Source organism: Escherichia coli DSM 30083 = JCM 1649 = ATCC 11775, assembly GCF_003697165.2.
GTDB classification, from domain to species: Bacteria; Pseudomonadota; Gammaproteobacteria; order Enterobacterales; family Enterobacteriaceae; genus Escherichia; species Escherichia coli.
In genome coordinates, this window is sequence record NZ_CP033092.2 from 919,543 (window position 1) to 945,959 (window position 26,417).

The following is a 26,417-nucleotide window of genomic DNA, read 5'->3' on the forward strand; positions in this document are numbered from 1 at the left end:
GCTTGCCTCCAGAGGTCCTGAATTTTGGGCAAGTCAATTAACACGGAGAGACTAACGTGAAGTTCAAAGTTATCGCCCTGGCGGCATTAATGGGTATTAGCGGGATGGCAGCGCAGGCTAACGAATTGCCGGATGGACCGCATATTGTCACCTCCGGTACGGCAAGCGTGGATGCGGTGCCAGACATTGCCACTCTTGCGATTGAAGTTAACGTGGCCGCGAAGGATGCCGCTACTGCCAAGAAACAGGCAGATGAGCGCGTCGCACAATACATTTCCTTCCTTGAGCTCAATCAGATCGCGAAAAAAGATATCAGCTCAGCGAACTTACGCACTCAGCCAGATTATGATTATCAGGATGGTAAAAGTATCCTGAAAGGCTACCGCGCAGTGAGAACGGTGGAAGTCACGCTCCGTCAGTTAGACAAACTGAATTCCTTGCTGGACGGCGCGCTAAAGGCGGGTCTTAACGAAATTCGTTCTGTGTCGCTGGGCGTGGCGCAGCCGGATGCCTATAAAGACAAAGCGCGTAAGGCAGCGATTGATAACGCGATTCATCAGGCGCAGGAACTGGCGAACGGCTTTCATCGTAAACTGGGGCCGGTATATAGCGTACGCTACCATGTTTCCAACTATCAGCCCAGCCCAATGGTGCGGATGATGAAAGCCGATGCCGCGCCGGTGTCCGCCCAGGAAACTTACGAGCAGGCCGCTATTCAGTTTGATGATCAGGTCGATGTAATCTTCCAGTTAGAACCTGTGGATCAACCACCCGCTAAAACACCTGCTGCACATTAATACTTGTAGCCCGACGTATTCGTCGGGCTAATGCCTTTACCCGATATTGCCTCCTTTTTCTGTAAAACCATGACGTAATCACCTATCTTTGCTCGCGGTTTCATCAAGGATAGGCTGACTGAAACGGTTAAGCGGACAAGGATGCGGGAGAGGGGGGATGGACATTTTTATTTCGAAAAAGATGCGCAATTTCATTTTATTAGCGCAAACCAATAATATTGCCCGGGCGGCAGAAAAAATCCATATGACGGCTTCGCGATTTGGCAAAAGCATTGCCGCGCTGGAAGAACAAATTGGCTATACGCTATTTACCCGCAAAGATAATAATATCAGCCTCAATAAAGCCGGACAGGAACTGTATCAAAAACTGTTCCCGGTTTATCAACGACTTTCTGCGATTGATAATGAAATCCATAACTCAGGACGTCGTTCACGAGACATTGTGATAGGCATAGATAATACTTATCCGACCATTATTTTTGATCAGTTGATTAGTCTCGGAGATAAGTACGAAGGCGTGACCGCCCAGCCAGTTGAGTTCAGCGCAAATGGCGTTATCGATAATCTTTTTGACCGTCAGTTAGATTTTATAATCTCCCCACAGCATGTATCTGCACGAGTTCAGGAACTGGAAAACCTGACTATCAGTGAACTACCGCCGCTGCGATTGGGCTTTCTCGTTTCTCGCCGTTATGAAGAGCGACAAGAGCAAGAGCTGCTTCAGGAGCTGCCCTGGCTACAAATGCGCTTTCAAAACTGGGCTAACTTCGAAGCAATGATTGATGCGAATATGCGTCCTTGTGGGATCAATCCAACCATTATTTATCGTCCCTATAGTTTTATGGCCAAAATCAGCGACGTGGAGCGGGGACATTTTCTGACGGTGATCCCGCATTTTGCCTGGCGACTGGTGAATCCGGCAACGCTGAAATATTTTGATGCGCCGCACAGGCCGATGTATATGCAGGAATATCTTTATTCAATCAGAAATCATCGTTATACCGCCACGATGCTTCAGCATATTGCTGAAGATCGTGACGGGACAAACCATTAACCCAGCATCGATCCGGTTGCAATTAAATTACGGTGTAAGTCGAAGACGTGGCTAAGATCGTGGTGAATATGTCCGCCGGACGCATTTTCCAGATAGCGATGCAGATAATCCCGACACATAGGATGTGCACAATGATCAATGGTGGTGCGGATAACGTTGTTATACGGATCCTGTGCGCCAAATCCACTGACCGCTTCGCTCCATAAATAACGTGCCGCACGCAACATGGCGGCGTTCATAAACAGATCCATGCCAATGCCGAAGAAAAACGACAGGCGAGGGACGAAGCCATCAATTTTCAGCCCGGCGGAGATTGCTGCTTTGATGTACTCAATCCTATCGGCGAGCGTAAATGCTACCTGCTGCACGCAGTTGGCACCCGCTTCACCCATGTGGTAACTGCTGATACTGATGGTATTAAATCGCGGCATGTTGCCGGAACACCAGGCGATGATGTCTGCGATAATACGCATTGACGGTTTTGGCGGGTAAATATAGGTATTGCGGCAGAGGTACTCTTTGAGGATATCGTTCTGAATGGTGCCGGTCAGTTTATCGGATGTAACACCTTGCTCTTCTGCGGCGACGATATAAAACGCCAGTACTGGTAGCACTGCGCCATTCATGGTCATCGAAACCGACATTTTATCCAGCGGGATCTGGTCGAACAGGACTTTCATATCTTCCCCGGTGTCGATAGCGACGCCCGCTTTGCCGACGTCGCCCGCCACGCGTGGGTTATCGGAGTCGTAGCCTCGGTGGGCGGCCAGGTTACGGCGATAAAAAGCGTTGGACTCTTTTGCTGTCGAGAAACCAGCATACTGACGGATGGTCCACGGTTGGGCGGTATACATAGTGGCACGCGGGCCACGAACGTAGGGTGGCAAACCAGGAAGGGTACCCGTCACCTCCAGATTATCGAGATCGGCTTCGGTATACAGCGGCTTGATGGCGATCCCTTCCGCGGTTTGCTGAACCAGCGAGTCGACAGTTTTCTCCCGACGGCTCAATTCCTTGTTGGCAAGCTGTTGCCACTCCTGCACGTTAGACATTATTTGCTCCGTAAAACGCAATCAAAATGAGGGTATTTGCGCTTACGGTGAGCTTTTTACGTGGGTTTGTCGCCAGCAAAAAAATGCATTCAGACGTCGTTTTTTGCCGCCTGAGATTTGTCTATTTTGTGATGTGATTCAAGGAATACAAAAAGAAGTGAGGATAACGCCTGATATGTGCTATCAGGCGTTATTTGATGGATTAATCCTGACGAAGAACTTTGTGACCATAATCGAGCAACGCATCAGTGACTTTACGCATCATGCGGCTTTCAGGAGCAAAGCGGTGCCAGTAGAGCATCCGGCGTTGAAATAGCCCTGGCGTTAAGTCAATCAGTTCGCCGCTGGCCAGCTCTTTCTCGATTTGCAGGTGCGGGATCATACAGCAGGTGGTGCCCTGACGAGCAAGTTGCACGAACGCTTCCGAAGAATTAACGATATGGCAGGGTACGCTGCCAGGAGGCAGATCGAAATTTTGCTGCAAAAAGGCCTGGTGCATATCGTCAAGATGGTCAAACGCGACCACTGGCGCTTTCAGTAATGCCGAACGCGTTACGCCGTTAGGGAAATATTTTTCGGCAAACGGTTTTGAGCTGACGAACAGATAGTCGAGCGCACCGAGTTTATCGACAAGACAACTCGGCAGCGCCTGATGTTGAATACTCACTGCGCCGACCACTTCGCCGCGACGCAGACGTTCCTGAGTGCGGGTTTCATCTTCTACCTGCAAGTTGAGGCGGATGGGCGAATCAGCCAACACAGGAGCCAGTGCCGGAAGCAACCACGTCGCCAGACTGTCGGCGTTGACCGCCAGTGAAAGCAGCAGCGGAGTCGAACCGGTTTGTTCATCGCCCAGCCACTCTTCTTCCAGCAGCTCCACCTGGCGTAGTAGCGCCAACAGTTTTTGCCCTTGTTCCGTCGGGCGCGGCGGTACGGTACGCACTAACAGCGGCTGCCCGAACATATTTTCCAGTTGCTTAATGCGCTGTGAGACGGCTGATTGTGTAATGCACAGCTTTTGTGCCGCGCGCTCAAATCCTCGTTCACGTATCACCGCATCCAGTGCCTGTAATGTTCTGTAGTCCGGGCGTTTCATTGCTGTTGTCTGCTCCTGGTAAATGCTTTTTCCTGCACTATGACACAATTTTGTGTCGGGTTGCATATACCGAAGCCGTTGGCGGGTAACATTTGTATCAGTGGTTAACGCGCAGCTTAAAAGATCAGGGATTTGCGCTAATGCATTTCGCTCAGCGAGTTCGCGCCCTGGTTGTGTTGAATGGCGTGGCGTTATTACCTCAGTTTGCCTGTAAACAGGGGCTTGCGAACGGGGAACTGGTGCGCCTGTTTGCACCGTGGAGCGGCATACCCAGACCGTTGTATGCTTTATTTGCGGGGCGAAAGGGGATGCCCGCCATTGCGCGATATTTTATGGATGAGTTAACCACGCGGCTTGCCAACGGGGTCTGAATCGCTTTTTTTGTATATAATGCGTGTGAAATTTCATACCACAGGCGAAACGATCATGACGCAGGATGAATTGAAAAAAGCAGTAGGATGGGCGGCACTTCAGTATGTTCAGCCCGGCACCATTGTTGGTGTAGGTACAGGTTCCACCGCCGCACACTTTATTGACGCACTCGGTACAATGAAAGGCCAGATTGAAGGGGCCGTTTCCAGTTCAGATGCTTCCACTGAAAAACTGAAAAGCCTCGGCATTCACGTTTTTGATCTCAACGAAGTCGACAGCCTTGGCATCTACGTTGATGGCGCAGATGAAATCAACGGCCACATGCAAATGATCAAAGGCGGCGGCGCGGCGCTGACCCGTGAAAAAATCATTGCTTCGGTTGCGGAAAAATTTATCTGTATTGCAGACGCTTCCAAGCAGGTTGATATTCTGGGCAAATTCCCGCTGCCAGTAGAAGTTATCCCGATGGCACGTAGTGCAGTGGCGCGCCAGCTGGTGAAACTGGGCGGTCGTCCGGAATACCGTCAGGGCGTAGTGACCGATAACGGCAACGTGATCCTCGACGTCCACGGCATGGAAATCCTTGACCCGATAGCGATGGAAAACGCCATAAATGCGATTCCTGGCGTGGTGACTGTTGGTTTGTTTGCTAACCGTGGCGCGGACGTTGCGCTGATTGGCACACCTGACGGTGTCAAAACTATTGTGAAATGATCTGACGGGGGAACCTCCCCCGTTAAAAAAATTCTATTCATTAAATTTGGTGACATGTGTCACGTTTTTACCTGGCAATTGTCGATTGCTCTAAATAAATCCTCTAAACCAGCATATTCATCCAAGAAATACTTTTGCGTGATATTTCCTCAACATCGCGACGCAAACGTTCATATTGCCGCAATATTATTTTTTGATATGTTGAAAGGCGGATGCAAATCCGCACACAACATTTCAAAAGACAGGATTGGGTAAATGGCAAAGGTATCGCTGGAGAAAGACAAGATTAAGTTTCTGCTGGTAGAAGGCGTGCACCAAAAGGCGCTGGAAAGCCTTCGTGCAGCTGGTTACACCAACATCGAATTTCACAAAGGCGCGCTGGATGATGAACAATTAAAAGAATCCATCCGCGATGCCCACTTCATCGGCCTGCGATCCCGTACCCATCTGACTGAAGACGTGATCAACGCCGCAGAAAAACTGGTCGCTATTGGCTGTTTCTGTATAGGAACAAACCAGGTTGATCTGGATGCGGCGGCAAAGCGCGGGATCCCGGTATTTAACGCACCGTTCTCAAATACGCGCTCTGTTGCGGAGCTGGTGATTGGCGAACTGCTGCTGCTATTGCGCGGCGTGCCGGAAGCCAATGCTAAAGCGCATCGTGGCGTGTGGAACAAACTGGCGGCGGGTTCTTTTGAAGCGCGCGGCAAAAAGCTGGGTATCATCGGCTACGGTCATATTGGTACGCAATTGGGCATTCTGGCTGAATCGCTGGGAATGTATGTTTACTTTTATGATATTGAAAACAAACTGCCGCTGGGCAACGCCACTCAGGTACAGCATCTTTCTGACCTGCTGAATATGAGCGATGTGGTGAGTCTGCATGTACCAGAGAATCCGTCCACCAAAAATATGATGGGCGCGAAAGAGATTTCGCTAATGAAACCCGGCTCGCTGCTGATTAATGCTTCGCGCGGTACTGTGGTGGATATTCCAGCGCTGTGTGACGCGCTGGCGAGCAAACATCTGGCAGGGGCGGCAATCGACGTATTCCCGACGGAACCGGCGACCAATAGCGATCCATTTACCTCTCCGCTGTGTGAATTCGACAATGTCCTTCTGACGCCACACATTGGTGGTTCGACTCAGGAAGCGCAGGAGAATATCGGTCTGGAAGTTGCGGGTAAATTGATCAAGTATTCTGACAATGGTTCAACGCTCTCTGCGGTGAACTTCCCGGAAGTCTCGCTGCCACTGCACGGTGGTCGTCGTCTGATGCACATCCACGAAAACCGTCCGGGTGTGCTGACTGCGCTCAACAAAATTTTTGCCGAGCAGGGCGTCAACATCGCCGCGCAATATCTGCAAACTTCCGCCCAGATGGGTTATGTAGTTATTGATATTGAAGCCGACGAAGACGTTGCCGAAAAAGCGCTGCAGGCAATGAAAGCTATTCCGGGTACCATTCGCGCCCGTCTGCTGTACTAATTCCCCTTCTCTGAAAATTAACGGGCAGGTCACTGACTTGCCCGTTTTTTTATCCCTTCTCCACACCGTTGCCGCATTGCGCATTCTACTTTGCGAGTCTGCTCCAGAAAATAAATCAAAGTCAGATCAATGCGTTGTGTTTATTTAATGGGGATTTACGATGGCAGGGCAGCATGGGGCTGTAACGGTAAAGCCCTCACCGAAGCGAGGGCTTGAAGGAGAAGGGTTATGATGCGACTTGTCATCATACTGATTGTACTGTTACTCATAAGTTTCCCGGCTTATTAACAGTCAGTCACAGGGGAGGAACAATCCTCCCTTACCCTTACTCACTAAATTAGGTCAAAGAATCAACGATGTCAATCAGGGCGATGCGGGATGTATCGCCCTTACCATTCCCAGACTTTCGACGGTGTAACCACCGCAGGCAGTGGAATATCCCATTTCTCCACTGGGAGTTTTTCTACTAACTGGCAATCATGCGCATAACCCACCGGTTGCATTTTATAGTGCTGCCAGTTTTGTAAGGTCCGATCATAAAAACCACCGCCCATTCCCAAGCGTTGACCGTATTCATCAAAAGCCACCAGCGGCGTGATCAATACATCTAACCGGGAAAGGGGAAGCACATCGCGCACGTCCAGTTTTGGCTCGTGGATCTTCAACCTGTTCATCACCAGTTCGCTTTGCGGATGGTAATTCAGGAACAGCAAGTTACCGGCACTAAAGGGATGCAAAACTGGAAGATATACGCGCTTACCGGCGCGCCAGAGTTGTTCTATGAGTGGCTGGGTGTCGAGTTCGCCATCAAAAGAGAGGAATACAGCGACCGTATGCGCCATCACCACTGGGGGATACGTCATCATCCGGGTAGCGGCTTGTTGACCCATTTCCTGCTGTTGTTCCGGCGTTAACGTACGACGACGTTGCCGAATCATTTTGCGGATTTCTTGTCGGGATAATGTCAGTGGGAGTTCTGGTAGTTGCGTCATGGCTGGTGCCAGGTAAGAAGGGAATCTCCGAGATGCCGCCGCAGGCTGTAACCCTTGAACCCTTGGTTCAAGGTGAATGTGTCGTCGCAGTTTTAAGGCTTCTCGGACGGACCGAGCATGCTCACCAACCGCGGAGCGCCACATTCTTGTGGTATGAAATATCGGCTCAGGGGACTGGCCCGCTTGCGAACATCTCAGAGAAATTTTGTCTTCACGGTTACTCTACCACAGTAAACCGAAAAGTGTCATTCAAAGTTTTGGTTAGTTTTTTCGGTGATGCGACCTTGTTCAAGTAACGCTTGTTCTATGGTCTGCTGCAGCATCCGAATACGCTGTTCCATACTTGCCGCGTAGTCACGAGTCTTCGCTTTTTCTTGCGCTAACTCATAGCTGATATTCAATGCGGCAATGAAGACCAACTGTTCAGTATTTGTGACTCTAGTGCGTTCTTTCAGATCTTGCAACCGTTGGTTCAGATCATCCGCTGCCTGATTCAACGCATCCCTTTGGTCAGGCGGGCAGTTCACACGCAGTGAACGGCCAAAAATTTGGATATCGACGGGTTGTGCAGACATGCCACCTTCCTGCTGATTGACTGCGCTGCCTTCGTCTTTAGACCCATGGTCTGCGAAGGGGCGACACTATAGCTACCCTGATGAGAAGAGACAAGCCCTTTTCTGGTCCACCAGGGCCCAAAGTGGTAGCATATCATGAATATTCCTCCCTTTGACGACGAATGCTTATGTCTATACAGAACGAAATGCCTGGTTACAACGAAATGAACCAGTATCTGAACCAACAAGGGACGGGTCTGACCCCTGCTGAGATGCATGGTTTAATCAGTGGGATGATATGTGGCGGTAACGATGACAGCTCATGGCTGCCGCTACTTCACGACCTGACGAACGAAGGCATGGCTTTCGGTCATGAGCTGGCACAGGCACTGCGCAAAATGCACTCTGCCACCAGCGATGCCCTGCAGGATGACGGCTTCCTTTTTCAGCTTTATCTGCCTGATGGCGATGATGTCAGCGTTTTCGATCGGGCTGATGCGCTGGCTGGTTGGGTCAATCACTTCCTGCTTGGTCTTGGCGTTACGCAACCGAAGCTGGACAAAGTGACCGGCGAAACCGGTGAAGCCATCGACGATCTGCGTAACATCGCGCAGTTGGGTTACGACGAAGACGAAGATCAGGAAGAGCTTGAAATGTCGCTTGAAGAGATCATCGAGTACGTCCGTGTTGCCGCGCTGTTATGCCACGACACCTTTACTCATCCGCAACCGACCGCGCCAGAAGTACAAAAACCGACTCTACACTAAAAACAAAAAACGTAAGGAGAGTGTTATGAGTGATATATCCCGGCAAGAATTTCAGCGTCGCCGTCAGGCCCTGGTAGAGCAAATGCAACCCGGCAGCGCCGCGCTGATTTTTGCTGCACCAGAAGTAACACGTAGCGCCGACAGCGAATACCCCTATCGTCAGAACAGTGACTTCTGGTACTTCACCGGCTTTAACGAACCGGAAGCGGTGCTGGTGCTGATTAAAAGCGATGACACTCATAACCACAGCGTTTTGTTTAACCGCGTTCGCGACCTGACGGCAGAGATCTGGTTTGGTCGTCGCTTAGGCCAGGATGCCGCGCCAGAGAAACTGGGCGTTGACCGCGCACTGGCATTCAGCGAAATCAATCAGCAACTTTATCAACTACTTAATGGTCTGGATGTGGTTTACCACGCCCAGGGCGAACATGCATATGCTGATGAAATCGTGAACAGCGCGCTTGAGAAACTGCGTAAAGGTTCGCGGCAAAATCTCACCGCACCGGCAACGATGATCGACTGGCGTCCTGTTGTTCATGAAATGCGCCTGTTCAAATCACCAGAAGAGATTGCCGTACTTCGCCGCGCGGGTGAAATCACCGCACTGGCGCATACACGGGCGATGGAAAAATGCCGTCCGGGGATGTTCGAGTACCATCTGGAAGGCGAAATTCACCACGAATTTAACCGCCACGGTGCGCGTTACCCTTCCTATAACACCATTGTTGGCAGCGGTGAAAACGGCTGCATTTTGCACTACACCGAAAACGAGTGTGAACTGCGTGACGGTGACCTGGTGTTGATTGACGCGGGTTGTGAATACAAAGGTTACGCTGGCGACATTACCCGCACCTTCCCGGTCAACGGCAAATTCACTCAGGCTCAGCGTGAAATCTATGACATTGTGCTGGAGTCTCTTGAAACCAGCCTGCGCCTGTATCGTCCGGGAACTTCCATTCAGGAAGTCACTGGTGAAGTGGTGCGCATCATGGTTAGCGGTCTGGTAAAACTCGGCATCCTGAAAGGTGAAGTTGATGAACTGATCGCTCAGAACGCCCATCGTCCTTTCTTTATGCATGGCCTTAGCCACTGGTTAGGACTGGATGTTCATGACGTTGGTGTTTATGGTCAGGATCGCTCGCGTATTCTGGAACCGGGTATGGTTCTGACCGTAGAACCAGGGCTGTATATTGCGCCGGATGCAGAAGTGCCAGAACAGTATCGCGGTATCGGCATTCGTATTGAAGACGATATTGTGATTACCGAAACCGGTAATGAAAACCTCACCGCCAGCGTGGTGAAAAAGCCGGAAGAAATCGAAGCGTTGATGGCAGCTGCGAGAAAGCAATGAGAGTAATCATCGTCGGTGGCGGCATGGCGGGCGCGACGCTGGCGCTGGCTATTTCCCGGTTAAGTCACGGGGCGCTGCCAGTACATTTGATTGAAGCGACCGCGCCAGAGTCACATGCGCATCCGGGCTTTGATGGACGAGCTATTGCGCTGGCGGCGGGTACCTGTCAGCAACTGGCGCGCATCGGCGTCTGGCAATCTCTGGCTGATTGCGCAACTGCCATCACCACAGTGCATGTCAGCGATCGTGGTCACGCTGGATTTGTCACCCTCGCCGCAGAAGATTACCAACTGGCGGCGCTGGGGCAGGTTGTCGAATTGCACAATGTCGGGCAACGGCTGTTTGCATTGCTGCGCAAAGCACCTGGCGTAACGCTGCATTGCCCTGATCGCGTGGCTAACGTTGCCCGTACTCAGAGCCACGTTGAAGTGACGCTGGAGAGTGGTGAGACGCTGACGGGCCGCGTGCTGGTAGCCGCTGATGGCACCCATTCAGCGTTAGCCACCGTGTGCGGCGTTGACTGGCAGCAGGAGCCTTACGAACAACTGGCTGTGATTGCCAACGTTGCGACTTCCGTTGCGCATGAAGGGCGCGCTTTTGAACGCTTTACGCAACATGGCCCGCTGGCGATGTTGCCGATGTCTGACGGACGCTGTTCGCTGGTCTGGTGTCATCCACTGGAACGGCGCGAAGAGGTGCTGTCGTGGAGCGACGAGAAGTTTTGCCGTGAACTCCAGTCGGCCTTTGGCTGGCGACTTGGGAAAATTACTCATGCCGGTAAACGCAGTGCTTATCCGCTAGCGCTAACCCGCGCCGCCAAACCTATTACCCATCGTACCGTGCTGGTGGGCAATGCGGCGCAAACTCTGCATCCCATCGCCGGGCAAGGATTTAACCTCGGTATGCGTGATGTCATGAGCCTTGCGGAAACCCTGACTCAGGCGCAGGAACGCGGAGAAGACATGGGTGATTACGGCGTATTGTGCCGTTATCAGCAGCGTCGACAGAGCGATCGCGAAGCAACCATCGGCGTCACGGACAGCCTTGTACATCTTTTTGCCAACCGGTGGACCCCGCTGGTTGTCGGGCGCAACATCGGGCTGATGACGATGGAATTATTTACCCCGGCACGCGATGTGCTGGCGCAGCGCACCCTCGGTTGGGTGGCGCGTTGAAGGCGGTTTTAAGGAATAAACAATGCAAAGTGTTGATGTAGCCATTGTTGGTGGCGGCATGGTGGGGCTGGCGGTTGCCTGCGGCTTACAGGGGAGCGGCTTACGCGTTGCCGTACTGGAGCAGCGCGTACCGGAACCTCTGGCGGCGGATGCACCACCACAACTGCGCGTTTCGGCTATCAATGCCGCCAGCGAAAAATTACTCACCCGTCTTGGCGTCTGGCAGGACATTCTCTCTCGTAGGGCCAGTTGTTATCACGGTATGGAAGTGTGGGACAAAGACAGTTTTGGTCACATTTCGTTTGACGATCAAAGCATGGGCTATAGTCATCTTGGGCATATCGTTGAAAACTCAGTGATTCACTACGCGCTGTGGAACAAAGCCCGGCAGTCGTCAGATATCACTCTGTTGGCCCCCGCAGAATTACAGCAGGTCGCCTGGGGAGAAAATGAAACCTTCCTGACGTTGAAAGATGGCAGCATGTTAACGGCGCGTCTGGTGATTGGCGCAGACGGCGCTAATTCTTGGTTGCGCAACAAAGCCGATATTCCGCTGACTTTCTGGGATTATCAGCATCACGCGCTGGTGGCGACCATTCGCACGGAAGAACCGCATGATGCGGTGGCGCGGCAGGTTTTCCATGGCGAAGGCATTCTGGCCTTTTTACCGCTTAGCGATCCGTATCTTTGCTCGATTGTCTGGTCACTGTCGCCAGAGGAAGCGCTGCGGATGCAGCAGGCTAGTGAAGACGAATTTAATCGCGCGTTAAATATCGCTTTTGATAATCGCCTGGGCTTATGCAAGGTTGAAAGTGAGCGCCTGGTGTTCCCGCTAACGGGGCGTTATGCGCGCCAGTTTGCCGCGCACCGTCTGGCGCTGGTGGGCGACGCCGCGCATACCATTCACCCGTTGGCGGGGCAGGGGGTAAATCTCGGCTTTATGGATGCTGCAGAGCTGATTGCTGAACTGAAACGGTTGCATCGTCAGGGTAAAGACATCGGGCAGTACATTTACCTGCGTCGCTATGAGCGTAGCCGCAAGCACAGCGCGGCGCTGATGCTGGCTGGTATGCAGGGATTCCGCGATCTGTTTTCCGGGGCTAATCCGGCGAAAAAATTGCTGCGTGATATTGGTCTGAAACTGGCTGATACGCTTCCTGGCGTTAAGCCACAACTTATTCGTCAGGCAATGGGATTAAACGATTTGCCTGAATGGCTGCGTTAAATATTTCTCTTCTGCTGTTTATTTGATACCCATCACACTTTCATCTCCCGGTTTTTTCGCCGGGAGATTTTCCTCATTTGAAATAAACTAATTTCACCTGCGATTTCGCATTATATTTTCTAATGCCACGAATTTTTGATTTAGTGTTTTTTGACATTTTTTTAGTTCTTAATGTTGTCTTATTCAAATTAACTTTCTCATCTATTTATCTTTATATAGAGATTTGTTCATTTTTTGGTTTTTTATTCTGTTGCGATTTTGGCGTTTTTTAACCATAAGCTAATGTGATGATCAATTTTACCTTATGGTTAACAGTCTGTTTCGGTGGTAAGTTCAGGCAAAAGAGAACGATTGCGTTGGGGACCGGGAGTGGCTCCGATGCTGGGTTTCGTGGTGATAATTTCGCCATGGAAAAGTTGTCAGCCCCGCTTATTCAATGAGGACAAGATGGCACAACAGACTCCTTTGTACGAACAACACACGCTTTGCGGCGCTCGCATGGTGGATTTCCACGGCTGGATGATGCCGCTGCATTACGGTTCGCAAATCGACGAACATCATGCGGTACGTACCGATGCCGGAATGTTTGATGTGTCACATATGACCATCGTCGATCTTCGCGGCAGCCGCACCCGGGAGTTTCTACGTTATCTGCTGGCGAACGATGTGGCGAAGCTCACCAAAAGCGGCAAAGCCCTTTACTCGGGGATGTTGAATGCCTCTGGCGGTGTGATAGATGATCTCATCGTCTACTACTTTACTGAAGATTTCTTCCGCCTCGTTGTTAACTCCGCTACCCGCGAAAAAGACCTCTCCTGGATTACCCAACACGCTGAACCTTTCGGCATCGAAATTACTGTTCGTGATGACCTTTCCATGATCGCCGTACAAGGGCCGAATGCGCAGGCAAAAGCTGCCACACTGTTTAATGACGCCCAGCGTCAGGCGGTGGAAGGGATGAAACCGTTCTTTGGCGTGCAGGCGGGCGATCTGTTTATTGCCACCACCGGTTACACCGGTGAAGCGGGCTACGAAATTGCGCTGCCCAATGAAAAAGCGGCCGATTTCTGGCGCGCGCTGGTGGAAGCTGGCGTTAAGCCATGTGGCCTGGGCGCGCGTGACACGCTGCGTCTGGAAGCGGGCATGAATTTGTATAGCCAGGAGATGGACGAAACTATTTCTCCTTTAGCCGCCAATATGGGCTGGACTATCGCCTGGGAACCGGCAGATCGTGACTTTATCGGTCGTGAAGCTCTGGAAGCGCAGCGTGAACATGGCACAGAAAAACTGGTTGGTCTGGTGATGACCGAAAAAGGCGTGCTGCGTAATGAACTGCCGGTACGTTTTACTGATGCGCAGGGCAACCAGCATGAAGGCATTATCACCAGCGGTACTTTCTCCCCAACGCTGGGTTATAGCATTGCGCTGGCGCGCGTGCCGGAAGGTATTGGTGAAACGGCGATTGTGCAAATTCGCAACCGTGAAATGCCGGTTAAAGTGACGAAACCTGTTTTTGTGCGTAACGGCAAAGCCGTCGCGTGATTTACTTTTTTGGAGATTGATTGATGAGCAACATACCAGCAGAACTGAAATACAGCAAAGAACACGAATGGTTGCGTAAAGAAGCCGACGGCACTTACACCGTTGGCATCACCGAACACGCTCAGGAGCTGTTAGGCGATATGGTGTTTGTTGACCTACCGGAAGTGGGCGCAACGGTTAGCGCGGGCGATGACTGCGCGGTTGCCGAATCGGTAAAAGCGGCGTCAGACATTTATGCGCCAGTAAGCGGTGAAATCGTGGCGGTAAACGATGCACTGAGCGATTCCCCGGAACTGGTGAACAGCGAACCGTATGCAGGCGGCTGGATTTTCAAAATCAAAGCCAGCGATGAAAGCGAACTGGAATCACTGCTGGATGCAACCGCATACGAAGCATTGTTAGAAGACGAGTAACGGCTTTATTCCTCTTCTGCGGGAGAGGATCAGGGTGAGGAAATTTACGCCTCACCCTCACTCTCTTCGCAAGGAGAGAGGTTCACAATTCACTGCACGTTTCAGGAACCATCGCTCATGACACAGACGTTAAGCCAGCTTGAAAACAGCGGCGCTTTTATTGAACGCCATATCGGACCGGACGCCGCGCAACAGCAAGAAATGCTGAATGCCGTTGGCGCACAATCGTTAAACGCGCTGACCGGCCAGATTGTGCCGAAAGATATTCAGCTTGCGACTCCGCCGCAGGTTGGCGCACCGGCGACCGAATACGCCGCACTGGCAGAACTCAAGGCTATTGCCAGTCGCAATAAACGCTTCACGTCTTACATCGGCATGGGTTACACCGCCGTGCAGCTACCGCCGGTTATCCTGCGTAACATGCTGGAAAATCCGGGCTGGTATACCGCGTATACTCCGTATCAACCTGAAGTCTCCCAGGGCCGCCTTGAAGCACTGCTCAACTTCCAGCAGGTAACGCTGGATTTAACCGGGCTGGATATGGCCTCTGCTTCTCTTCTTGACGAAGCCACCGCTGCCGCAGAAGCAATGGCGATGGCGAAACGCGTCAGCAAACTGAAAAATGCCAACCGCTTCTTTGTTGCTTCTGACGTTCATCCGCAAACGCTGGATGTGGTCCGTACTCGTGCCGAAACCTTTGGTTTTGAAGTGATTGTCGATGACGCGCAAAAAGTGCTCGACCATCAGGACGTTTTCGGCGTGCTGTTACAGCAGGTCGGCACTACTGGTGAAATTCACGACTACACCGCGCTTATTAGCGAACTGAAATCACGCAAAATTGTGGTCAGCGTTGCCGCCGATATTATGGCGCTGGTGCTGTTAACTGCGCCAGGTAAACAGGGCGCGGATATTGTTTTTGGTTCGGCGCAACGCTTTGGCGTACCGATGGGCTACGGTGGCCCACACGCGGCATTCTTTGCGGCGAAAGACGAATACAAACGCTCAATGCCGGGCCGTATTATCGGTGTATCGAAAGATGCAGCTGGCAACACCGCTCTGCGCATGGCGATGCAGACTCGCGAGCAACATATTCGTCGTGAGAAAGCGAACTCCAACATTTGTACTTCCCAGGTACTGCTGGCAAACATCGCCAGCCTGTATGCCGTTTATCACGGCCCGGTTGGCCTGAAACGTATCGCTAACCGCATCCACCGTCTGACCGATATCCTGGCGGCGGGCCTGCAACAAAAAGGTCTGAAGCTGCGCCATGCGCACTATTTCGATACTTTGTGTGTGGAAGTGGTCGACAAAGCGGGCGTGCTGGCGCGTGCCGAAGCAGCTGAAATCAACCTGCGTAGCGATATTCTGAACGCGGTTGGGATCACCCTTGATGAAACAACCACGCGCGAAAACGTGATGCAGCTTTTCAGCGTGCTGTTGGGCGATAACCACGGGCTGGACATCGACACACTGGACAAAGACGTGGCTCACGACAGTCGCTCTATTCAGGCTGCGATGCTGCGCGACGACGAAATCCTCACCCATCCGGTGTTTAATCGCTACCACAGCGAAACCGAAATGATGCGCTATATGCACTCGCTGGAGCGTAAAGATCTGGCGCTGAATCAGGCGATGATCCCGCTGGGTTCCTGCACCATGAAACTGAACGCCGCCGCCGAGATGATCCCGATCACCTGGCCGGAATTTGCCGAACTGCACCCGTTCTGCCCGCCAGAACAGGCTGAAGGTTATCAGCAGATGATCGCGCAGCTGGCTGACTGGCTGGTGAAACTGACCGGTTACGACGCCGTTTGTATGCAGCCGAACTCTGGCGCACAGGGCGAATACGCGGGCCTGCTGGCGATTCGTCATTATCATGAAAGCCGCAACGAAGGGCATCGCGATATCTGCCTGATCCCGGCTTCTGCGCACGGCACTAACCCGGCTTCCGCGCATATGGCAGGAATGCAGGTGGTGGTTGTGGCGTGTGATAAAAACGGCAACATCGATCTGACTGATCTGCGCGCGAAAGCGGAACAGGCGGGCGATAACCTCTCCTGTATCATGGTGACCTATCCTTCTACCCACGGCGTGTATGAAGAAACGATCCGTGAAGTGTGTGAAGTCGTGCATCAGTTCGGCGGTCAGGTTTACCTTGATGGCGCGAACATGAACGCTCAGGTTGGCATCACCTCGCCGGGCTTTATTGGTGCGGACGTTTCCCACCTTAACCTGCATAAAACTTTCTGCATTCCGCATGGCGGTGGTGGTCCGGGTATGGGACCGATCGGTGTGAAAGCGCATCTGGCTCCGTTTGTACCGGGTCATAGCGTGGTGCAAATCGAAGGCATGTTAACCCGTCAGGGCGCGGTTTCTGCGGCACCGTTCGGTAGTGCCTCTATCCTGCCAATCAGCTGGATGTACATCCGCATGATGGGCGCAGAAGGGCTGAAAAAAGCAAGCCAGGTGGCAATTCTTAACGCCAACTATATTGCCAGCCGTCTGCAGGATGCCTTCCCGGTGCTGTATACCGGTCGCGACGGTCGCGTGGCGCACGAATGTATTCTCGATATTCGCCCGCTGAAAGAAGAAACCGGCATCAGCGAGCTGGATATTGCCAAGCGCCTGATCGACTACGGTTTCCACGCGCCGACCATGTCGTTCCCGGTGGCGGGTACGCTGATGGTTGAACCGACTGAATCTGAAAGCAAAGTGGAATTGGATCGCTTTATCGATGCGATGCTGGCTATCCGCGCAGAAATTGACCAGGTGAAAGCCGGTGTCTGGCCGCTGGAAGATAACCCGCTGGTGAACGCGCCGCACATTCAGAGCGAACTGGTCGCCGAGTGGGCGCATCCGTACAGTCGTGAAGTTGCAGTATTCCCGGCAGGTGTGGCAGACAAATACTGGCCGACCGTGAAACGTCTGGATGATGTTTACGGCGACCGTAACCTGTTCTGCTCCTGCGTACCGATTAGCGAATACCAGTAATTTACTGATTCGACTATCTTATAAAGGCGCTTCGGCGCCTTTTTCGCTTGTTAATAAAGTGCGCTTTGTGTGTTTCGGCTGAGGCGTAATATAAAATATTGCGAGCTCAATATATTAAAAGAGTGCCAGGCCTGATGAGCGGAGCACATCAGGCACATCGGCTAATTACAGATTCTCGCCGTTGCTGGCAATCACCTCTTTGTACCAGTTAAAGCTCTTCTTACGTGAACGCGACATATCGCCAGTACCGTCGTCATGTTTATTCACATAGATAAAGCCGTAGCGTTTGCTGTACTGCCCGGTGGTGAACGACACACAGTCGATGCAGCCCCACGGCGTGTAGCCCATCAGGTCCACGCCATCGTAAGTCACCGCTTTTTTCATCTCTTCAATATGGGCGCGCAGGTAGTCAATGCGGTAATCGTCATTGATGCTGCCATCATCTTCCACTTTGTCGTAAGCGCCAAAACCGTTTTCGACAATAAACAGCGGCTTCTGGTAACGCTCATACAGCTCGCAAAGCGCGTAACGCAGACCAACCGGATCAATCTGCCAGCCCCAGTCAGACGCTTTAACATACGGGTTCGGTACGCTGCCTTCAAAACCAGAGATCGCATCGCCGGTGCCGCCTTCGGCCTTCACCGCGTTGGTCATGTAATAGCTGAAGCCGAGATAATCGCAGGTGCCTTCGCGCAGTACATCCAGATCGCCGTCTTCCATTTTGATGTTAAATCCGCGGCGTTCCCACTCGTTCAACACATAGGACGGGTAATAGCCACGCAACTGCACATCGGTAAAGACGTAACGTTCGCGCATCGACTCCTGGGCAAACATCACATCGTCCGGGTTACAGGAGTAAGGATAGAGCGGCACCATCGCCAGCATACAACCGACTTTCATCTCCGGGTTGATGCGATGCGCGGCTTTCACCGCCAGGGCGCTGGCGACAAACTGGTGATGCAGCACCTGATACATCGTCTCTTCCGGGTTTTCATGCTCGGTATACACCACGCCGGAGCAGCAGTAACCGAACAGCGGTGCACGCCAGTTACGCTGGTTGTTAATTTCGTTGAAGGTCATCCAGTATTTGACTTTATGCTTATAGCGTTCAAATACCACTTCCGCGAAACGGACAAAGAAATCAACCACTTTACGGTTGGTCCAGCTACCATATTGCTGCACCAGATGCAGCGGCATTTCAAAGTGGGAGAGGGTGATCACCGGTTCGATGTTGTATTTCAGCAGTTCATCGATCATATCATCGTAGAACTTCAGCCCTTCTTCGTTTGGCTGAGCTTCATCGCCTTTTGGAAAAATGCGCGTCCAGGCGATGGAAGTACGAAAACATTTGAAGCCCATTTCGGCAAATAGCTTGATGTCCTCCTTGTAGTGACCATAAAAATCAACGGCTTCATGGTTTGGATAGTATTTGCCAGGCACAACTTCTTTGGTGATTTCGCGCGGCACGCCGTGTGCGCCACCGGTCAGAACGTCACAAATGCTCGGCCCTTTGCCGCCTTTGTTCCAGCCGCCTTCGACCTGATGAGCGGCAACTGCGCCGCCCCATAAGAAATCTTTCGGTAAGGTGAGTTTTTTCACTATCATAGGCTCCAGATGAGTCAATTCTTACAGGAAATAGTACCATGCAGCCAAACGACATCACTTTTTTTCAACGTTTCCAGGATGACATTCTGGCTGGGCGTAAAACCATCACCATCCGCGACGAGTCTGAATCGCACTTCAAAACGGGTGATGTGCTTCGTGTCGGACGTTTTGAAGATGACGGTTATTTTTGCACGATTGAAGTCACCGCAACCTCAACCGTAACGCTGGATACGCTGACGGAAAAACATGCAGAGCAGGAAAATATGACCCTGACTGAACTGAAAAAGGTCATTGCCGACATCTATCCCGACCAGACACAGTTTTATGTGATTGAATTTAAATGTCTTTAAATTGAACTCACGCCTGTTAGTTGAAATTTCGCATTTAATTTTATGATTTTTCGGAGATTAATCTCAAATCAGAATTTATTTTAGCTAACAGGTGTTCACTGGAACTATTCTCAGTTACGCTGGAGAGGTATACATGTGCGTGTACGTTTTTCCGGAGTAAGTTATGGTTCAGAAGCCCCTCATTAAGCAGGGATATTCGCTGGCAGAGGAAATTGCCAACAGCGTCAGTCACGGCATTGGGCTGGTGTTTGGTATCGTTGGGCTGGTGTTGCTACTGGTTCAGGCGGTGGATCTCAATGCCAGCGCCACGGCGATAACCAGTTACAGCCTCTATGGCGGCAGTATGATCCTGCTGTTCCTCGCTTCGACGCTCTATCACGCCATTCCCCATCAACGGGCAAAAATGTGGCTGAAGAAATTTGACCACTGTGCCATTTATCTGTTGATTGCCGGAACCTATACGCCGTTTTTGCTGGTGGGGCTGGATTCTCCGTTAGCGCGCGGGTTGATGATTGTTATCTGGAGCCTGGCATTGCTGGGTATTCTGTTTAAACTGACCATCGCGCACCGATTCAAAATTTTATCTCTGGTGACCTATCTGGCGATGGGCTGGCTGTCGCTGGTGGTAATTTATGAAATGGCAGTTAAGCTCGCGGCGGGCAGCGTTACCTTACTGGCGGTAGGCGGTGTGGTTTATTCGCTCGGGGTGATTTTCTACGTCTGCAAGCGCATTCCATACAATCATGCCATCTGGCACGGCTTTGTGCTCGGCGGTAGTGTGTGCCACTTTCTGGCGATCTATTTGTATATTGGGCAGGCGTAATTGGCGTGCCTTTGTAGGCCTGAAAAGACACACCAGTGTCGCATCAGGCGATAAATGCCTGATGCGATACAGAGATTTACTCTTCCAGCGAATATGGCAGTGGCTCGATACGCAATGTATTCGCATCGTCACGCACGCGGAAGATGCTGTCCGGTTCCATATCGTTATTCATGACAACCTGCACCACAACCTGACCATCTTCCAGTTTGACCGCAGCCAGCACCGTACCGGTACGACGCCAGTTCTCGCCCATTTTCAGCTCTAAGTCTTCACCAGCTTCCGGCAGTCGGCTGGCGCTACCCTTCAGCAACCAGAGCGCGCGTTTGTTGGCACCACGGAATTTTGCTCGCGCCACCATCTCTTGTCCGGTATAGCAGCCTTTCTTAAAGCTGATACCGCCCAGCGCCTGGAGGTTGGTCGCCTGGGGGATAAACTGCCCGCTGTTGGCGGCATCAATCACCGGAAAACCCGCTTCAATGTTTAATGCCAGCCACTGTTGGCTATTGTTCAGTTCCGCTTCACCGCGCAGTTTATCGGTCAGCATATTGGCAGTAGCTTCATCGGTTACGATCAGGAAACGTTCTGCCGGGTGTTCAAACCATAGCAACGTGGTCGCGCCTTCTTTGACTACCTGTTTTTCTCTCGAAGGTAGTTCACTAAAGAGATTTGCCAACGCGGCGCGCGCCTGAAAACCGGCAACACCAAGCAGCACACGCTCGTCGTCTGGCGCGATGGTCACTTTAGAGAACACCGCATATTTTTTCAGTTCAGTCAGCTGCGGTTCACGCACGCTGCGCCGTTCAATCCATGCAAAGCCATCGCCGTCGCGGAACAGACGTAAATTGCTCCACATTTTACCTTTGGCGTCGCAATGGGCGGCGAGCAGGTGCTGATCTTCAGTCATCTGGCTGACATCTGCTGTCACCTGGCCTTGCATATATTTTTCGCTGTCCGCGCCAGTAATAGTGGCAAGCGCCCAGTCATCAAGCGTCATCAGCGTCAGTGGCAAACGGGCAGAAGCCGTAGGCTGACGGGGAGGAAAAGGTGTAAAAGCCATAATAGAGTCCTGAGTTGCTTAACGGCGTATTAATAACTAATGGTAAAAGAGCTATGAGGCAATGCAAGTGCTTTCACTACGCGATCTGTGCCTTCTGCGAGGCGACTTCCAAAAAAATGAAGCCCTTGAATTGTTGTGAATTAATTTCGCGATCGCGATTGTGTTTACTGATATTCCCGTAAAAGAAGTCGAAAAACACGTTACAATAGCCGGGTACTGGATTTTCGTGAGACAGGAAGAAGATGGACATTAACAACAAAGCCCGCATTCATTGGGCATGCCGCCGTGGTATGCGCGAACTCGATATTTCAATCATGCCGTTTTTCGAACATGAGTACGACAGCTTAAGCGATGACGAAAAACGCATCTTTATTCGTCTGCTGGAATGTGACGATCCGGACCTGTTTAACTGGCTGATGAATCACGGTAAACCAGCCGATGCAGAACTGGAAATGATGGTCCGACTCATCCAGACACGGAACCGGGAACGTGGTCCTGTGGCAATCTGATTTGCGCGTCTCCTGGCGCGCACAGTGGCTTTCCTTGCTGATTCATGGGCTGGTTGCCGCTGTTATTTTACTCATGCCCTGGCCGCTCAGTTACACCCCGTTATGGATGGTGTTACTTTCGCTGGTGGTGTTTGATTGCGTTCGCAGCCAGCGGCGCATTAATGCTCGCCAGGGGGAAATTCGCCTGTTGATGGACGGGCGTTTGCGCTGGCAAGGGCAGGAGTGGAGCATCGTCAAAGCGCCGTGGATGATTAAGAGCGGCATGATGCTGCGTTTACGTTCTGATAGCGGTAAACGGCAACATTTATGGCTGGCAGCCGACAGCATGGACGAAGCCGAATGGCGGGATTTACGGCGGATTTTGTTGCAACAAGAGACGCAAAGATAAAAATGACGGCAAAGCATATGCGCTAAGCCGTCAGTGACATCAGGCGTAATGCTCTGCCATTTCGTTGAGGATTTGCTCGCACCAGCTTTGAATACGCTCGTCGCTAAGGTCATACTGGTTAGTTTCATCCAGCGCCAGACCCACGAACAGTTGCCCGTCAGCAATCACCGGTTTCGGGCTGGTAAATTCATATCCTTCCGTTGGCCAGTAGCCGACGAACTTCACGCCTTTGGTCGAGAGTTTGTCATGCAGCATACCGAGCGCATCGAGGAACCACTCGCCGTATCCCAGTTGATCGCCAAGCCCATACAGCGCAACAATTTTACCTTCGAGGTTCAGGTCGTCGAGCTGATCCCAGACGGCTTCCCAGTCTTCCTGGATTTCGCCAAAATCCCAGGTCGGGATACCCAGGATGAGCACATCGTACTGCTCCATTAATTTCGGGGAGTCGTCCTTGAGGTTATGTAAGGTCACCAGTTCTGGGCCGATAATATCGCGGATTTTTTCTGCCGCCATTTCGGTGTAACAGGTGCTGGAACCGTAAAAAAGACCCATATTCATAACGTAAGCTTCTCGATTCTGCTGTGGCTTTTGCGGCTAGTGTATCAGAATCGCTTTAGTCACGGCACAATAAGGCATAATGGATCAAATGAGTGACCATAAGGGGCGCAAGTGAAACAGGAGCTGGCACGCATCGAGCAGTTTCTTGATGCTCTGTGGCTGGAAAAAAATCTGGCTGAAAATACGTTGAACGCTTACCGTCGCGATCTGTCAATGATGGTGGAGTGGTTGCATCACCGCGGGTTGACGCTGGCGACGGCGCAAAGTGACGATTTGCAGGCATTACTGGCAGAACGGCTGGAGGGCGGGTATAAAGCCACCAGCTCAGCGCGTTTGCTGAGTGCAGTGCGCCGATTGTTCCAGTATCTTTATCGCGAAAAGTTTCGTGAAGATGATCCCAGTGCGCATCTCGCTTCACCGAAATTGCCCCAGCGTTTGCCAAAAGATTTAAGCGAAGCGCAGGTCGAACGTTTATTACAGGCACCATTAATTGATCAGCCACTGGAGCTACGCGATAAAGCCATGCTTGAAGTGTTGTATGCTACCGGACTGCGTGTCTCTGAACTGGTCGGGTTGACAATGAGTGATATCAGCCTGCGTCAGGGCGTAGTGCGGGTCATTGGTAAAGGCAACAAAGAGCGCCTGGTGCCGTTAGGTGAAGAGGCGGTTTACTGGCTGGAAACCTATCTGGAACATGGGCGTCCGTGGCTGTTGAATGGTGTGTCAATTGACGTGTTGTTTCCCAGCCAGCGTGCGCAGCAGATGACGCGACAGACCTTCTGGCACCGCATTAAACATTATGCCGTGCTGGCGGGTATCGACAGCGAAAAGCTGTCACCGCATGTGTTGCGTCACGCTTTTGCCACTCACTTATTAAATCATGGTGCGGATTTGCGCGTGGTGCAGATGCTACTGGGCCACAGCGATCTCTCCACCACGCAAATTTATACGCATGTCGCTACCGAGCGTCTGCGGCAACTTCATCAACAGCATCACCCGCGGGCGTGATGTCTGAAAAGAACAGGAAAATTTATGAAGAAAGGTTTTATGTTATTTACCTTGTTGGCAGCGTTTTCAGGCTTTGTTCAGGCTGATGACGCGGCAATTCAACAAACGTTAGCCAAAATGGGCATCAAAAGCAGCGATATTCAGCCCGCGCCCGTAGCTGGCATGAAGACAGTTCTGACTAACAGCGGTGTGTTGTACATCACCGATGATGGTAAACATATCATTCAGGGGCCAATGTATGACGTTAGTGGCACGGCTCCGGTCAATGTCACCAATAAGATGCTGTTAAAGCAGTTGAATGCGCTTGAAAAAGAGATGATCGTTTATAAAGCGCCGCAGGAAAAACACGTCATCACCGTGTTTACTGATATTACCTGTGGTTACTGCCACAAACTGCATGAGCAAATGGCAGACTATAACGCGCTGGGGATCACCGTGCGTTATCTTGCTTTCCCGCGCCAGGGGCTGGACAGCGATGCAGAGAAAGAAATGAAAGCTATCTGGTGTGCGAAAGATAAAAACAAAGCGTTTGATGATGTGATGGCAGGTAAAAGCGTCGCACCAGCCAGCTGCGACGTGGATATTGCCGACCATTACGCACTTGGCGTCCAGCTTGGCGTTAGCGGTACTCCGGCAGTTGTGCTGAGCAATGGCACACTTGTTCCAGGTTACCAGCCGCCGAAAGACATGAAAGAATTCCTCGACGAACACCAAAAAATGACCAGCGGTAAATAATTCGCGTGAAACAACAGATACAACTTCGTCGCCGTGAAGTCGATGAAACGGCCGACTTGCCCGCTGAATTGCCTCCCTTGCTGCGCCGTTTATATGCCAGCCGGGGTGTGCGTAGCGCGCAGGAACTGGAACGCAGTGTTAAAGGCATGCTGCCCTGGCAGCAACTGAGCGGCGTCGAAAAGGCCGTTGAGATCCTTTACAACGCTTTTCGCGAAGGCACGCGGATTATTGTGGTCGGTGATTTCGACGCCGACGGTGCCACCAGCACGGCTCTAAGCGTGCTGGCGATGCGCTCGCTTGGTTGCAGCAATATCGACTACCTGGTTCCAAACCGTTTCGAAGACGGTTACGGCTTAAGCCCGGAAGTAGTCGATCAGGCTCATGCCCGTGGCGCGCAGTTAATTGTCACGGTGGATAACGGTATTTCCTCCCATGCGGGGGTTGAACACGCTCGTTCGTTGGGCATTCCGGTTATTGTTACCGATCACCATTTGCCAGGCGACACATTACCCGCAGCGGAAGCGATCATTAACCCTAACTTGCGCGACTGTAATTTCCCGTCGAAATCACTGGCAGGCGTGGGTGTGGCGTTTTATCTGATGCTGGCGCTGCGCACCTTTTTGCGCGATCAGGGCTGGTTTGATGAGCGCGGCATCGCAATTCCTAATCTGGCAGAACTGCTGGATCTGGTAGCGTTGGGGACAGTGGCGGACGTCGTGCCGCTGGACGCTAATAATCGCATTCTGACCTGGCAGGGGATGAGTCGCATCCGTGCCGGAAAGTGCCGTCCGGGGATTAAAGCGCTGCTGGAAGTGGCCAATCGCGATCCACAAAAACTCGCCGCCAGCGATTTAGGTTTTGCGCTGGGGCCACGTCTCAATGCTGCCGGGCGACTGGACGATATGTCCGTTGGCGTGGCGCTGTTGCTGTGCGACAACATCGGCGAAGCGCGCGTGCTGGCAAATGAACTCGATGCGCTAAACCAGACGCGAAAAGAGATCGAACAGGGAATGCAAGTTGAAGCCCTGACCTTGTGCGAGAAACTGGAGCGCAGCCGCGACACGCTACCCGGCGGGCTGGCAATGTATCACCCCGAATGGCATCAGGGCGTTGTTGGCATTCTGGCATCGCGTATCAAAGAGCGTTTTCACCGTCCGGTTATCGCCTTTGCGCCAGCTGGTGATGGTACGCTGAAAGGTTCCGGTCGCTCCATTCAGGGGCTGCATATGCGTGATGCGCTGGAGCGATTAGACACACTCTACCCCGGCATGATGCTCAAGTTTGGCGGTCATGCGATGGCGGCGGGTTTGTCGCTGGAAGAGGATAAATTCGAACTCTTTCAACAACGGTTTGGCGAACTGGTTACGGAGTGGTTGGACCCTTCGCTATTGCAAGGCGAAGTGGTGTCGGACGGTCCGTTAAGTCCGGCCGAAATGACCATGGAAGTGGCGCAGCTGTTGCGCGATGCTGGCCCGTGGGGGCAGATGTTCCCGGAGCCGCTGTTTGACGGTCATTTTCGTCTGCTGCAACAGCGGCTGGTGGGCGAACGTCATTTGAAAGTCATGGTCGAACCGGTCGGCGGCGGTCCACTGCTGGACGGGATTGCTTTTAATGTCGATACCGCCCTCTGGCCGGATAACGGTGTGCGCGAAGTGCAACTGGCTTACAAGCTCGATATCAACGAGTTTCGCGGCAACCGCAGCCTGCAAATTATCATCGACAATATCTGGCCAATTTAGCGTCATCTTCTCTATAAAAAAGAGCGTGGATTGGGTACAATCCCGCTCTTATCACCGCA

General features: G+C 52.0%; 27 protein-coding genes, 1 other RNA gene and 2 pseudogenes. 20 read left to right on the top strand and 10 right to left on the bottom strand.

What is annotated here, in order from left to right; genetic code table 11:
* Nucleotides 1-56 precede the first annotated feature (56 nt).
* Together yggE and srsR are read left to right on the top strand one after the other, a co-directional pair.
* A complete protein-coding gene (yggE, locus tag EAS44_RS05320) occupies nt 57-797 on the top strand; it encodes an oxidative stress defense protein (protein WP_000669831.1) in 741 nt (246 codons plus the stop codon).
* Between the two features lie 157 nt (nt 798-954).
* Nucleotides 955-1,851, top strand: a complete 897-nt coding sequence (srsR, locus tag EAS44_RS05325) for a LysR family transcriptional regulator SrsR (RefSeq protein WP_000350821.1) — start codon at nt 955-957, stop codon at nt 1,849-1,851.
* Here srsR and EAS44_RS25520 read toward each other — a convergent pair.
* The 3 genes and pseudogenes from EAS44_RS25520 to argP all read right to left on the bottom strand — a co-directional run.
* Nucleotides 1,848-2,000 (bottom strand): annotated as a pseudogene (locus EAS44_RS25520) (acetyl-CoA hydrolase); the annotation flags it as partial. The gene srsR and the pseudogene EAS44_RS25520 sit on opposite strands and share 4 nt — an antisense overlap.
* Nucleotides 1,977-2,903 (bottom strand): annotated as a pseudogene (locus EAS44_RS05330) (methylmalonyl-CoA mutase family protein); the annotation flags it as partial. The pseudogenes EAS44_RS25520 and EAS44_RS05330, both read right to left, overlap by 24 nt.
* A gap of 202 nt (nt 2,904-3,105) precedes the next feature.
* A complete protein-coding gene (argP, locus tag EAS44_RS05335; RefSeq protein ID WP_000828351.1) occupies nt 3,106-3,999 on the bottom strand; it encodes a DNA-binding transcriptional regulator ArgP in 894 nt (297 codons plus the stop codon).
* Nucleotides 4,000-4,139: 140 nt separating this feature from the next.
* Between argP and EAS44_RS05340 the strand changes: the two genes are divergently transcribed.
* The 4 genes from EAS44_RS05340 to ibsC all read left to right on the top strand — a co-directional run bounded on the left by EAS44_RS05340 (nt 4,140) and on the right by ibsC (nt 6,861).
* Complete coding sequence (locus EAS44_RS05340) at nt 4,140-4,370, top strand: LysR substrate-binding domain-containing protein (RefSeq protein WP_000545308.1); 231 nt, start codon at nt 4,140-4,142, stop codon at nt 4,368-4,370.
* Nucleotides 4,371-4,425: 55 nt separating this feature from the next.
* Complete coding sequence (gene rpiA / locus EAS44_RS05345; protein ID WP_000189743.1) at nt 4,426-5,085, top strand: ribose-5-phosphate isomerase RpiA; 660 nt, start codon at nt 4,426-4,428, stop codon at nt 5,083-5,085.
* Nucleotides 5,086-5,340: 255 nt separating this feature from the next.
* Nucleotides 5,341-6,573, top strand: a complete 1,233-nt coding sequence (serA, locus tag EAS44_RS05350; RefSeq protein WP_001151604.1) for a phosphoglycerate dehydrogenase — start codon at nt 5,341-5,343, stop codon at nt 6,571-6,573.
* Between the two features lie 228 nt (nt 6,574-6,801).
* Nucleotides 6,802-6,861: a type I toxin-antitoxin system toxin IbsC gene (ibsC, locus tag EAS44_RS05355; protein ID WP_071525914.1), complete on the top strand. Its 60-nt coding sequence runs from the start codon at nt 6,802-6,804 to the stop codon at nt 6,859-6,861.
* A gap of 101 nt (nt 6,862-6,962) precedes the next feature.
* Here ibsC and fau read toward each other — a convergent pair whose 3' ends face one another.
* The 3 genes from fau to zapA form a co-directional block, all read right to left on the bottom strand.
* The gene (gene fau, locus EAS44_RS05360; RefSeq protein WP_000192752.1) at nt 6,963-7,565 is read right to left on the bottom strand and encodes a 5-formyltetrahydrofolate cyclo-ligase; all 603 of its coding nucleotides are present in this window, start codon (nt 7,563-7,565) and stop codon (nt 6,963-6,965) included.
* Nucleotides 7,566-7,585: 20 nt separating this feature from the next.
* Nucleotides 7,586-7,769, bottom strand: a non-coding RNA gene (gene ssrS / locus EAS44_RS05365) — 6S RNA.
* A 41-nt stretch (nt 7,770-7,810) separates the two neighbouring features.
* Entirely contained in the window at nt 7,811-8,140 is a 330-nt protein-coding gene (gene zapA / locus EAS44_RS05370) for a cell division protein ZapA (RefSeq protein WP_001276008.1), read from the bottom strand.
* A gap of 167 nt (nt 8,141-8,307) precedes the next feature.
* Between zapA and ygfB the strand changes: the two genes are divergently transcribed.
* The 4 genes from ygfB to ubiI are packed head-to-tail and all read left to right on the top strand — an operon-like array spanning nt 8,308 to nt 12,637.
* Nucleotides 8,308-8,886: a UPF0149 family protein YgfB gene (ygfB, locus tag EAS44_RS05375; protein ID WP_001295378.1), complete on the top strand. Its 579-nt coding sequence runs from the start codon at nt 8,308-8,310 to the stop codon at nt 8,884-8,886.
* A 25-nt stretch (nt 8,887-8,911) separates the two neighbouring features.
* Entirely contained in the window at nt 8,912-10,237 is a 1,326-nt protein-coding gene (gene pepP / locus EAS44_RS05380; RefSeq protein WP_001280378.1) for a Xaa-Pro aminopeptidase, read from the top strand.
* Nucleotides 10,234-11,412 carry a 2-octaprenyl-6-methoxyphenyl hydroxylase gene (ubiH, locus tag EAS44_RS05385; protein ID WP_001263844.1) on the top strand — a complete coding sequence of 393 codons (1,179 nt, stop codon included), beginning with the start codon at nt 10,234-10,236 and terminating at the stop codon, nt 11,410-11,412. Before pepP ends, ubiH begins: the two co-directional genes overlap by 4 nt.
* 22 nt (nt 11,413-11,434) lie before the next feature.
* Nucleotides 11,435-12,637, top strand: a complete 1,203-nt coding sequence (ubiI, locus tag EAS44_RS05390) for an FAD-dependent 2-octaprenylphenol hydroxylase (RefSeq protein ID WP_001192198.1) — start codon at nt 11,435-11,437, stop codon at nt 12,635-12,637.
* Nucleotides 12,638-12,710: 73 nt separating this feature from the next.
* Here the strand turns inward: ubiI and EAS44_RS05395 are convergent, their stop codons facing one another.
* Complete coding sequence (locus tag EAS44_RS05395; RefSeq protein ID WP_122083101.1) at nt 12,711-12,794, bottom strand: hypothetical protein; 84 nt, start codon at nt 12,792-12,794, stop codon at nt 12,711-12,713.
* Nucleotides 12,795-13,084: 290 nt separating this feature from the next.
* On the opposite strand from EAS44_RS05395, the gene gcvT reads away from it, so the two are divergent.
* The 3 genes from gcvT to gcvP all read left to right on the top strand — a co-directional run bounded on the left by gcvT (nt 13,085) and on the right by gcvP (nt 17,583).
* Nucleotides 13,085-14,179, top strand: a complete 1,095-nt coding sequence (gcvT, locus tag EAS44_RS05400; protein ID WP_000068706.1) for a glycine cleavage system aminomethyltransferase GcvT — start codon at nt 13,085-13,087, stop codon at nt 14,177-14,179.
* A gap of 23 nt (nt 14,180-14,202) precedes the next feature.
* A complete protein-coding gene (gcvH, locus tag EAS44_RS05405) occupies nt 14,203-14,592 on the top strand; it encodes a glycine cleavage system protein GcvH (RefSeq protein ID WP_001305302.1) in 390 nt (129 codons plus the stop codon).
* Between the two features lie 117 nt (nt 14,593-14,709).
* Complete coding sequence (gene gcvP / locus EAS44_RS05410) at nt 14,710-17,583, top strand: aminomethyl-transferring glycine dehydrogenase (protein ID WP_000195072.1); 2,874 nt, start codon at nt 14,710-14,712, stop codon at nt 17,581-17,583.
* A 165-nt stretch (nt 17,584-17,748) separates the two neighbouring features.
* Here the strand turns inward: gcvP and bglA are convergent, their stop codons facing one another.
* Nucleotides 17,749-19,182 carry a 6-phospho-beta-glucosidase BglA gene (gene bglA, locus EAS44_RS05415; RefSeq protein WP_001350137.1) on the bottom strand — a complete coding sequence of 478 codons (1,434 nt, stop codon included), beginning with the start codon at nt 19,180-19,182 and terminating at the stop codon, nt 17,749-17,751.
* A 44-nt stretch (nt 19,183-19,226) separates the two neighbouring features.
* On the opposite strand from bglA, the gene yqfB reads away from it, so the two are divergent.
* Together yqfB and trhA are read left to right on the top strand one after the other, a co-directional pair.
* A complete protein-coding gene (yqfB, locus tag EAS44_RS05420) occupies nt 19,227-19,538 on the top strand; it encodes a N(4)-acetylcytidine aminohydrolase (RefSeq protein WP_001182956.1) in 312 nt (103 codons plus the stop codon).
* A 163-nt stretch (nt 19,539-19,701) separates the two neighbouring features.
* Nucleotides 19,702-20,361 (top strand): PAQR family membrane homeostasis protein TrhA, encoded by a 660-nt coding sequence (gene trhA, locus EAS44_RS05425; protein WP_000250274.1) that lies wholly within the window; start codon nt 19,702-19,704, stop codon nt 20,359-20,361.
* Between the two features lie 76 nt (nt 20,362-20,437).
* On the opposite strand, the gene ygfZ is transcribed toward trhA, so the two are convergent.
* The gene (ygfZ, locus tag EAS44_RS05430; protein ID WP_000886078.1) at nt 20,438-21,418 is read right to left on the bottom strand and encodes a tRNA-modifying protein YgfZ; all 981 of its coding nucleotides are present in this window, start codon (nt 21,416-21,418) and stop codon (nt 20,438-20,440) included.
* A gap of 242 nt (nt 21,419-21,660) precedes the next feature.
* On the opposite strand from ygfZ, the gene sdhE reads away from it, so the two are divergent.
* Both sdhE and ygfX read left to right on the top strand, forming a co-directional pair.
* The gene (gene sdhE, locus EAS44_RS05435; RefSeq protein WP_000354046.1) at nt 21,661-21,927 is read left to right on the top strand and encodes an FAD assembly factor SdhE; all 267 of its coding nucleotides are present in this window, start codon (nt 21,661-21,663) and stop codon (nt 21,925-21,927) included.
* Nucleotides 21,908-22,315, top strand: coding sequence for a protein YgfX (gene ygfX, locus EAS44_RS05440; protein ID WP_000244781.1), 408 nt, complete (start codon nt 21,908-21,910; stop codon nt 22,313-22,315). The genes sdhE and ygfX overlap by 20 nt, the downstream gene beginning before the upstream one ends.
* A 39-nt stretch (nt 22,316-22,354) precedes the next feature.
* Here the strand turns inward: ygfX and fldB are convergent, their stop codons facing one another.
* Entirely contained in the window at nt 22,355-22,876 is a 522-nt protein-coding gene (fldB, locus tag EAS44_RS05445) for a flavodoxin FldB (RefSeq protein WP_001055874.1), read from the bottom strand.
* Nucleotides 22,877-22,987: 111 nt separating this feature from the next.
* On the opposite strand from fldB, the gene xerD reads away from it, so the two are divergent.
* Genes xerD through recJ form a run of 3 tightly spaced genes read left to right on the top strand, consistent with a single transcriptional unit; the run spans nt 22,988 to nt 26,358 of the window.
* Nucleotides 22,988-23,884, top strand: a complete 897-nt coding sequence (xerD, locus tag EAS44_RS05450) for a site-specific tyrosine recombinase XerD (RefSeq protein WP_000806987.1) — start codon at nt 22,988-22,990, stop codon at nt 23,882-23,884.
* Between the two features lie 24 nt (nt 23,885-23,908).
* On the top strand, nt 23,909-24,619 hold the full coding sequence (dsbC, locus tag EAS44_RS05455) for a bifunctional protein-disulfide isomerase/oxidoreductase DsbC (RefSeq protein ID WP_000715230.1): 711 nt from the start codon (nt 23,909-23,911) through the stop codon (nt 24,617-24,619).
* 5 nt (nt 24,620-24,624) lie between these two features.
* Nucleotides 24,625-26,358, top strand: a complete 1,734-nt coding sequence (gene recJ, locus EAS44_RS05460) for a single-stranded-DNA-specific exonuclease RecJ (protein WP_000813190.1) — start codon at nt 24,625-24,627, stop codon at nt 26,356-26,358.
* Nucleotides 26,359-26,417: the final 59 nt, after the last annotated feature.

What these genes read in the sequence shown, in the direction of transcription:
- srsR (WP_000350821.1), top strand. Translation starts at nt 955, where the DNA reads ATGGACATTTTTATTTCGAAAAAGATGCGCAATTTCATTTTATTAGCG.
- argP (WP_000828351.1), bottom strand. Translation starts at nt 3,999, where the DNA reads ATGAAACGCCCGGACTACAGAACATTACAGGCACTGGATGCGGTGATA.
- yqfB (WP_001182956.1), top strand. Translation starts at nt 19,227, where the DNA reads ATGCAGCCAAACGACATCACTTTTTTTCAACGTTTCCAGGATGACATT.
- dsbC (WP_000715230.1), top strand. Translation starts at nt 23,909, where the DNA reads ATGAAGAAAGGTTTTATGTTATTTACCTTGTTGGCAGCGTTTTCAGGC.
- fau (WP_000192752.1), bottom strand. Translation starts at nt 7,565, where the DNA reads ATGACGCAACTACCAGAACTCCCACTGACATTATCCCGACAAGAAATC.
- rpiA (WP_000189743.1), top strand. Translation starts at nt 4,426, where the DNA reads ATGACGCAGGATGAATTGAAAAAAGCAGTAGGATGGGCGGCACTTCAG.
- ygfZ (WP_000886078.1), bottom strand. Translation starts at nt 21,418, where the DNA reads ATGGCTTTTACACCTTTTCCTCCCCGTCAGCCTACGGCTTCTGCCCGT.
- serA (WP_001151604.1), top strand. Translation starts at nt 5,341, where the DNA reads ATGGCAAAGGTATCGCTGGAGAAAGACAAGATTAAGTTTCTGCTGGTA.
- sdhE (WP_000354046.1), top strand. Translation starts at nt 21,661, where the DNA reads ATGGACATTAACAACAAAGCCCGCATTCATTGGGCATGCCGCCGTGGT.
- ygfB (WP_001295378.1), top strand. Translation starts at nt 8,308, where the DNA reads ATGTCTATACAGAACGAAATGCCTGGTTACAACGAAATGAACCAGTAT.
- ubiI (WP_001192198.1), top strand. Translation starts at nt 11,435, where the DNA reads ATGCAAAGTGTTGATGTAGCCATTGTTGGTGGCGGCATGGTGGGGCTG.
- ubiH (WP_001263844.1), top strand. Translation starts at nt 10,234, where the DNA reads ATGAGAGTAATCATCGTCGGTGGCGGCATGGCGGGCGCGACGCTGGCG.
- gcvH (WP_001305302.1), top strand. Translation starts at nt 14,203, where the DNA reads ATGAGCAACATACCAGCAGAACTGAAATACAGCAAAGAACACGAATGG.
- EAS44_RS05395 (WP_122083101.1), bottom strand. Translation starts at nt 12,794, where the DNA reads ATGTCAAAAAACACTAAATCAAAAATTCGTGGCATTAGAAAATATAAT.
- gcvT (WP_000068706.1), top strand. Translation starts at nt 13,085, where the DNA reads ATGGCACAACAGACTCCTTTGTACGAACAACACACGCTTTGCGGCGCT.
- zapA (WP_001276008.1), bottom strand. Translation starts at nt 8,140, where the DNA reads ATGTCTGCACAACCCGTCGATATCCAAATTTTTGGCCGTTCACTGCGT.
- EAS44_RS05340 (WP_000545308.1), top strand. Translation starts at nt 4,140, where the DNA reads ATGCATTTCGCTCAGCGAGTTCGCGCCCTGGTTGTGTTGAATGGCGTG.
- trhA (WP_000250274.1), top strand. Translation starts at nt 19,702, where the DNA reads ATGGTTCAGAAGCCCCTCATTAAGCAGGGATATTCGCTGGCAGAGGAA.
- fldB (WP_001055874.1), bottom strand. Translation starts at nt 22,876, where the DNA reads ATGAATATGGGTCTTTTTTACGGTTCCAGCACCTGTTACACCGAAATG.
- pepP (WP_001280378.1), top strand. Translation starts at nt 8,912, where the DNA reads ATGAGTGATATATCCCGGCAAGAATTTCAGCGTCGCCGTCAGGCCCTG.
- gcvP (WP_000195072.1), top strand. Translation starts at nt 14,710, where the DNA reads ATGACACAGACGTTAAGCCAGCTTGAAAACAGCGGCGCTTTTATTGAA.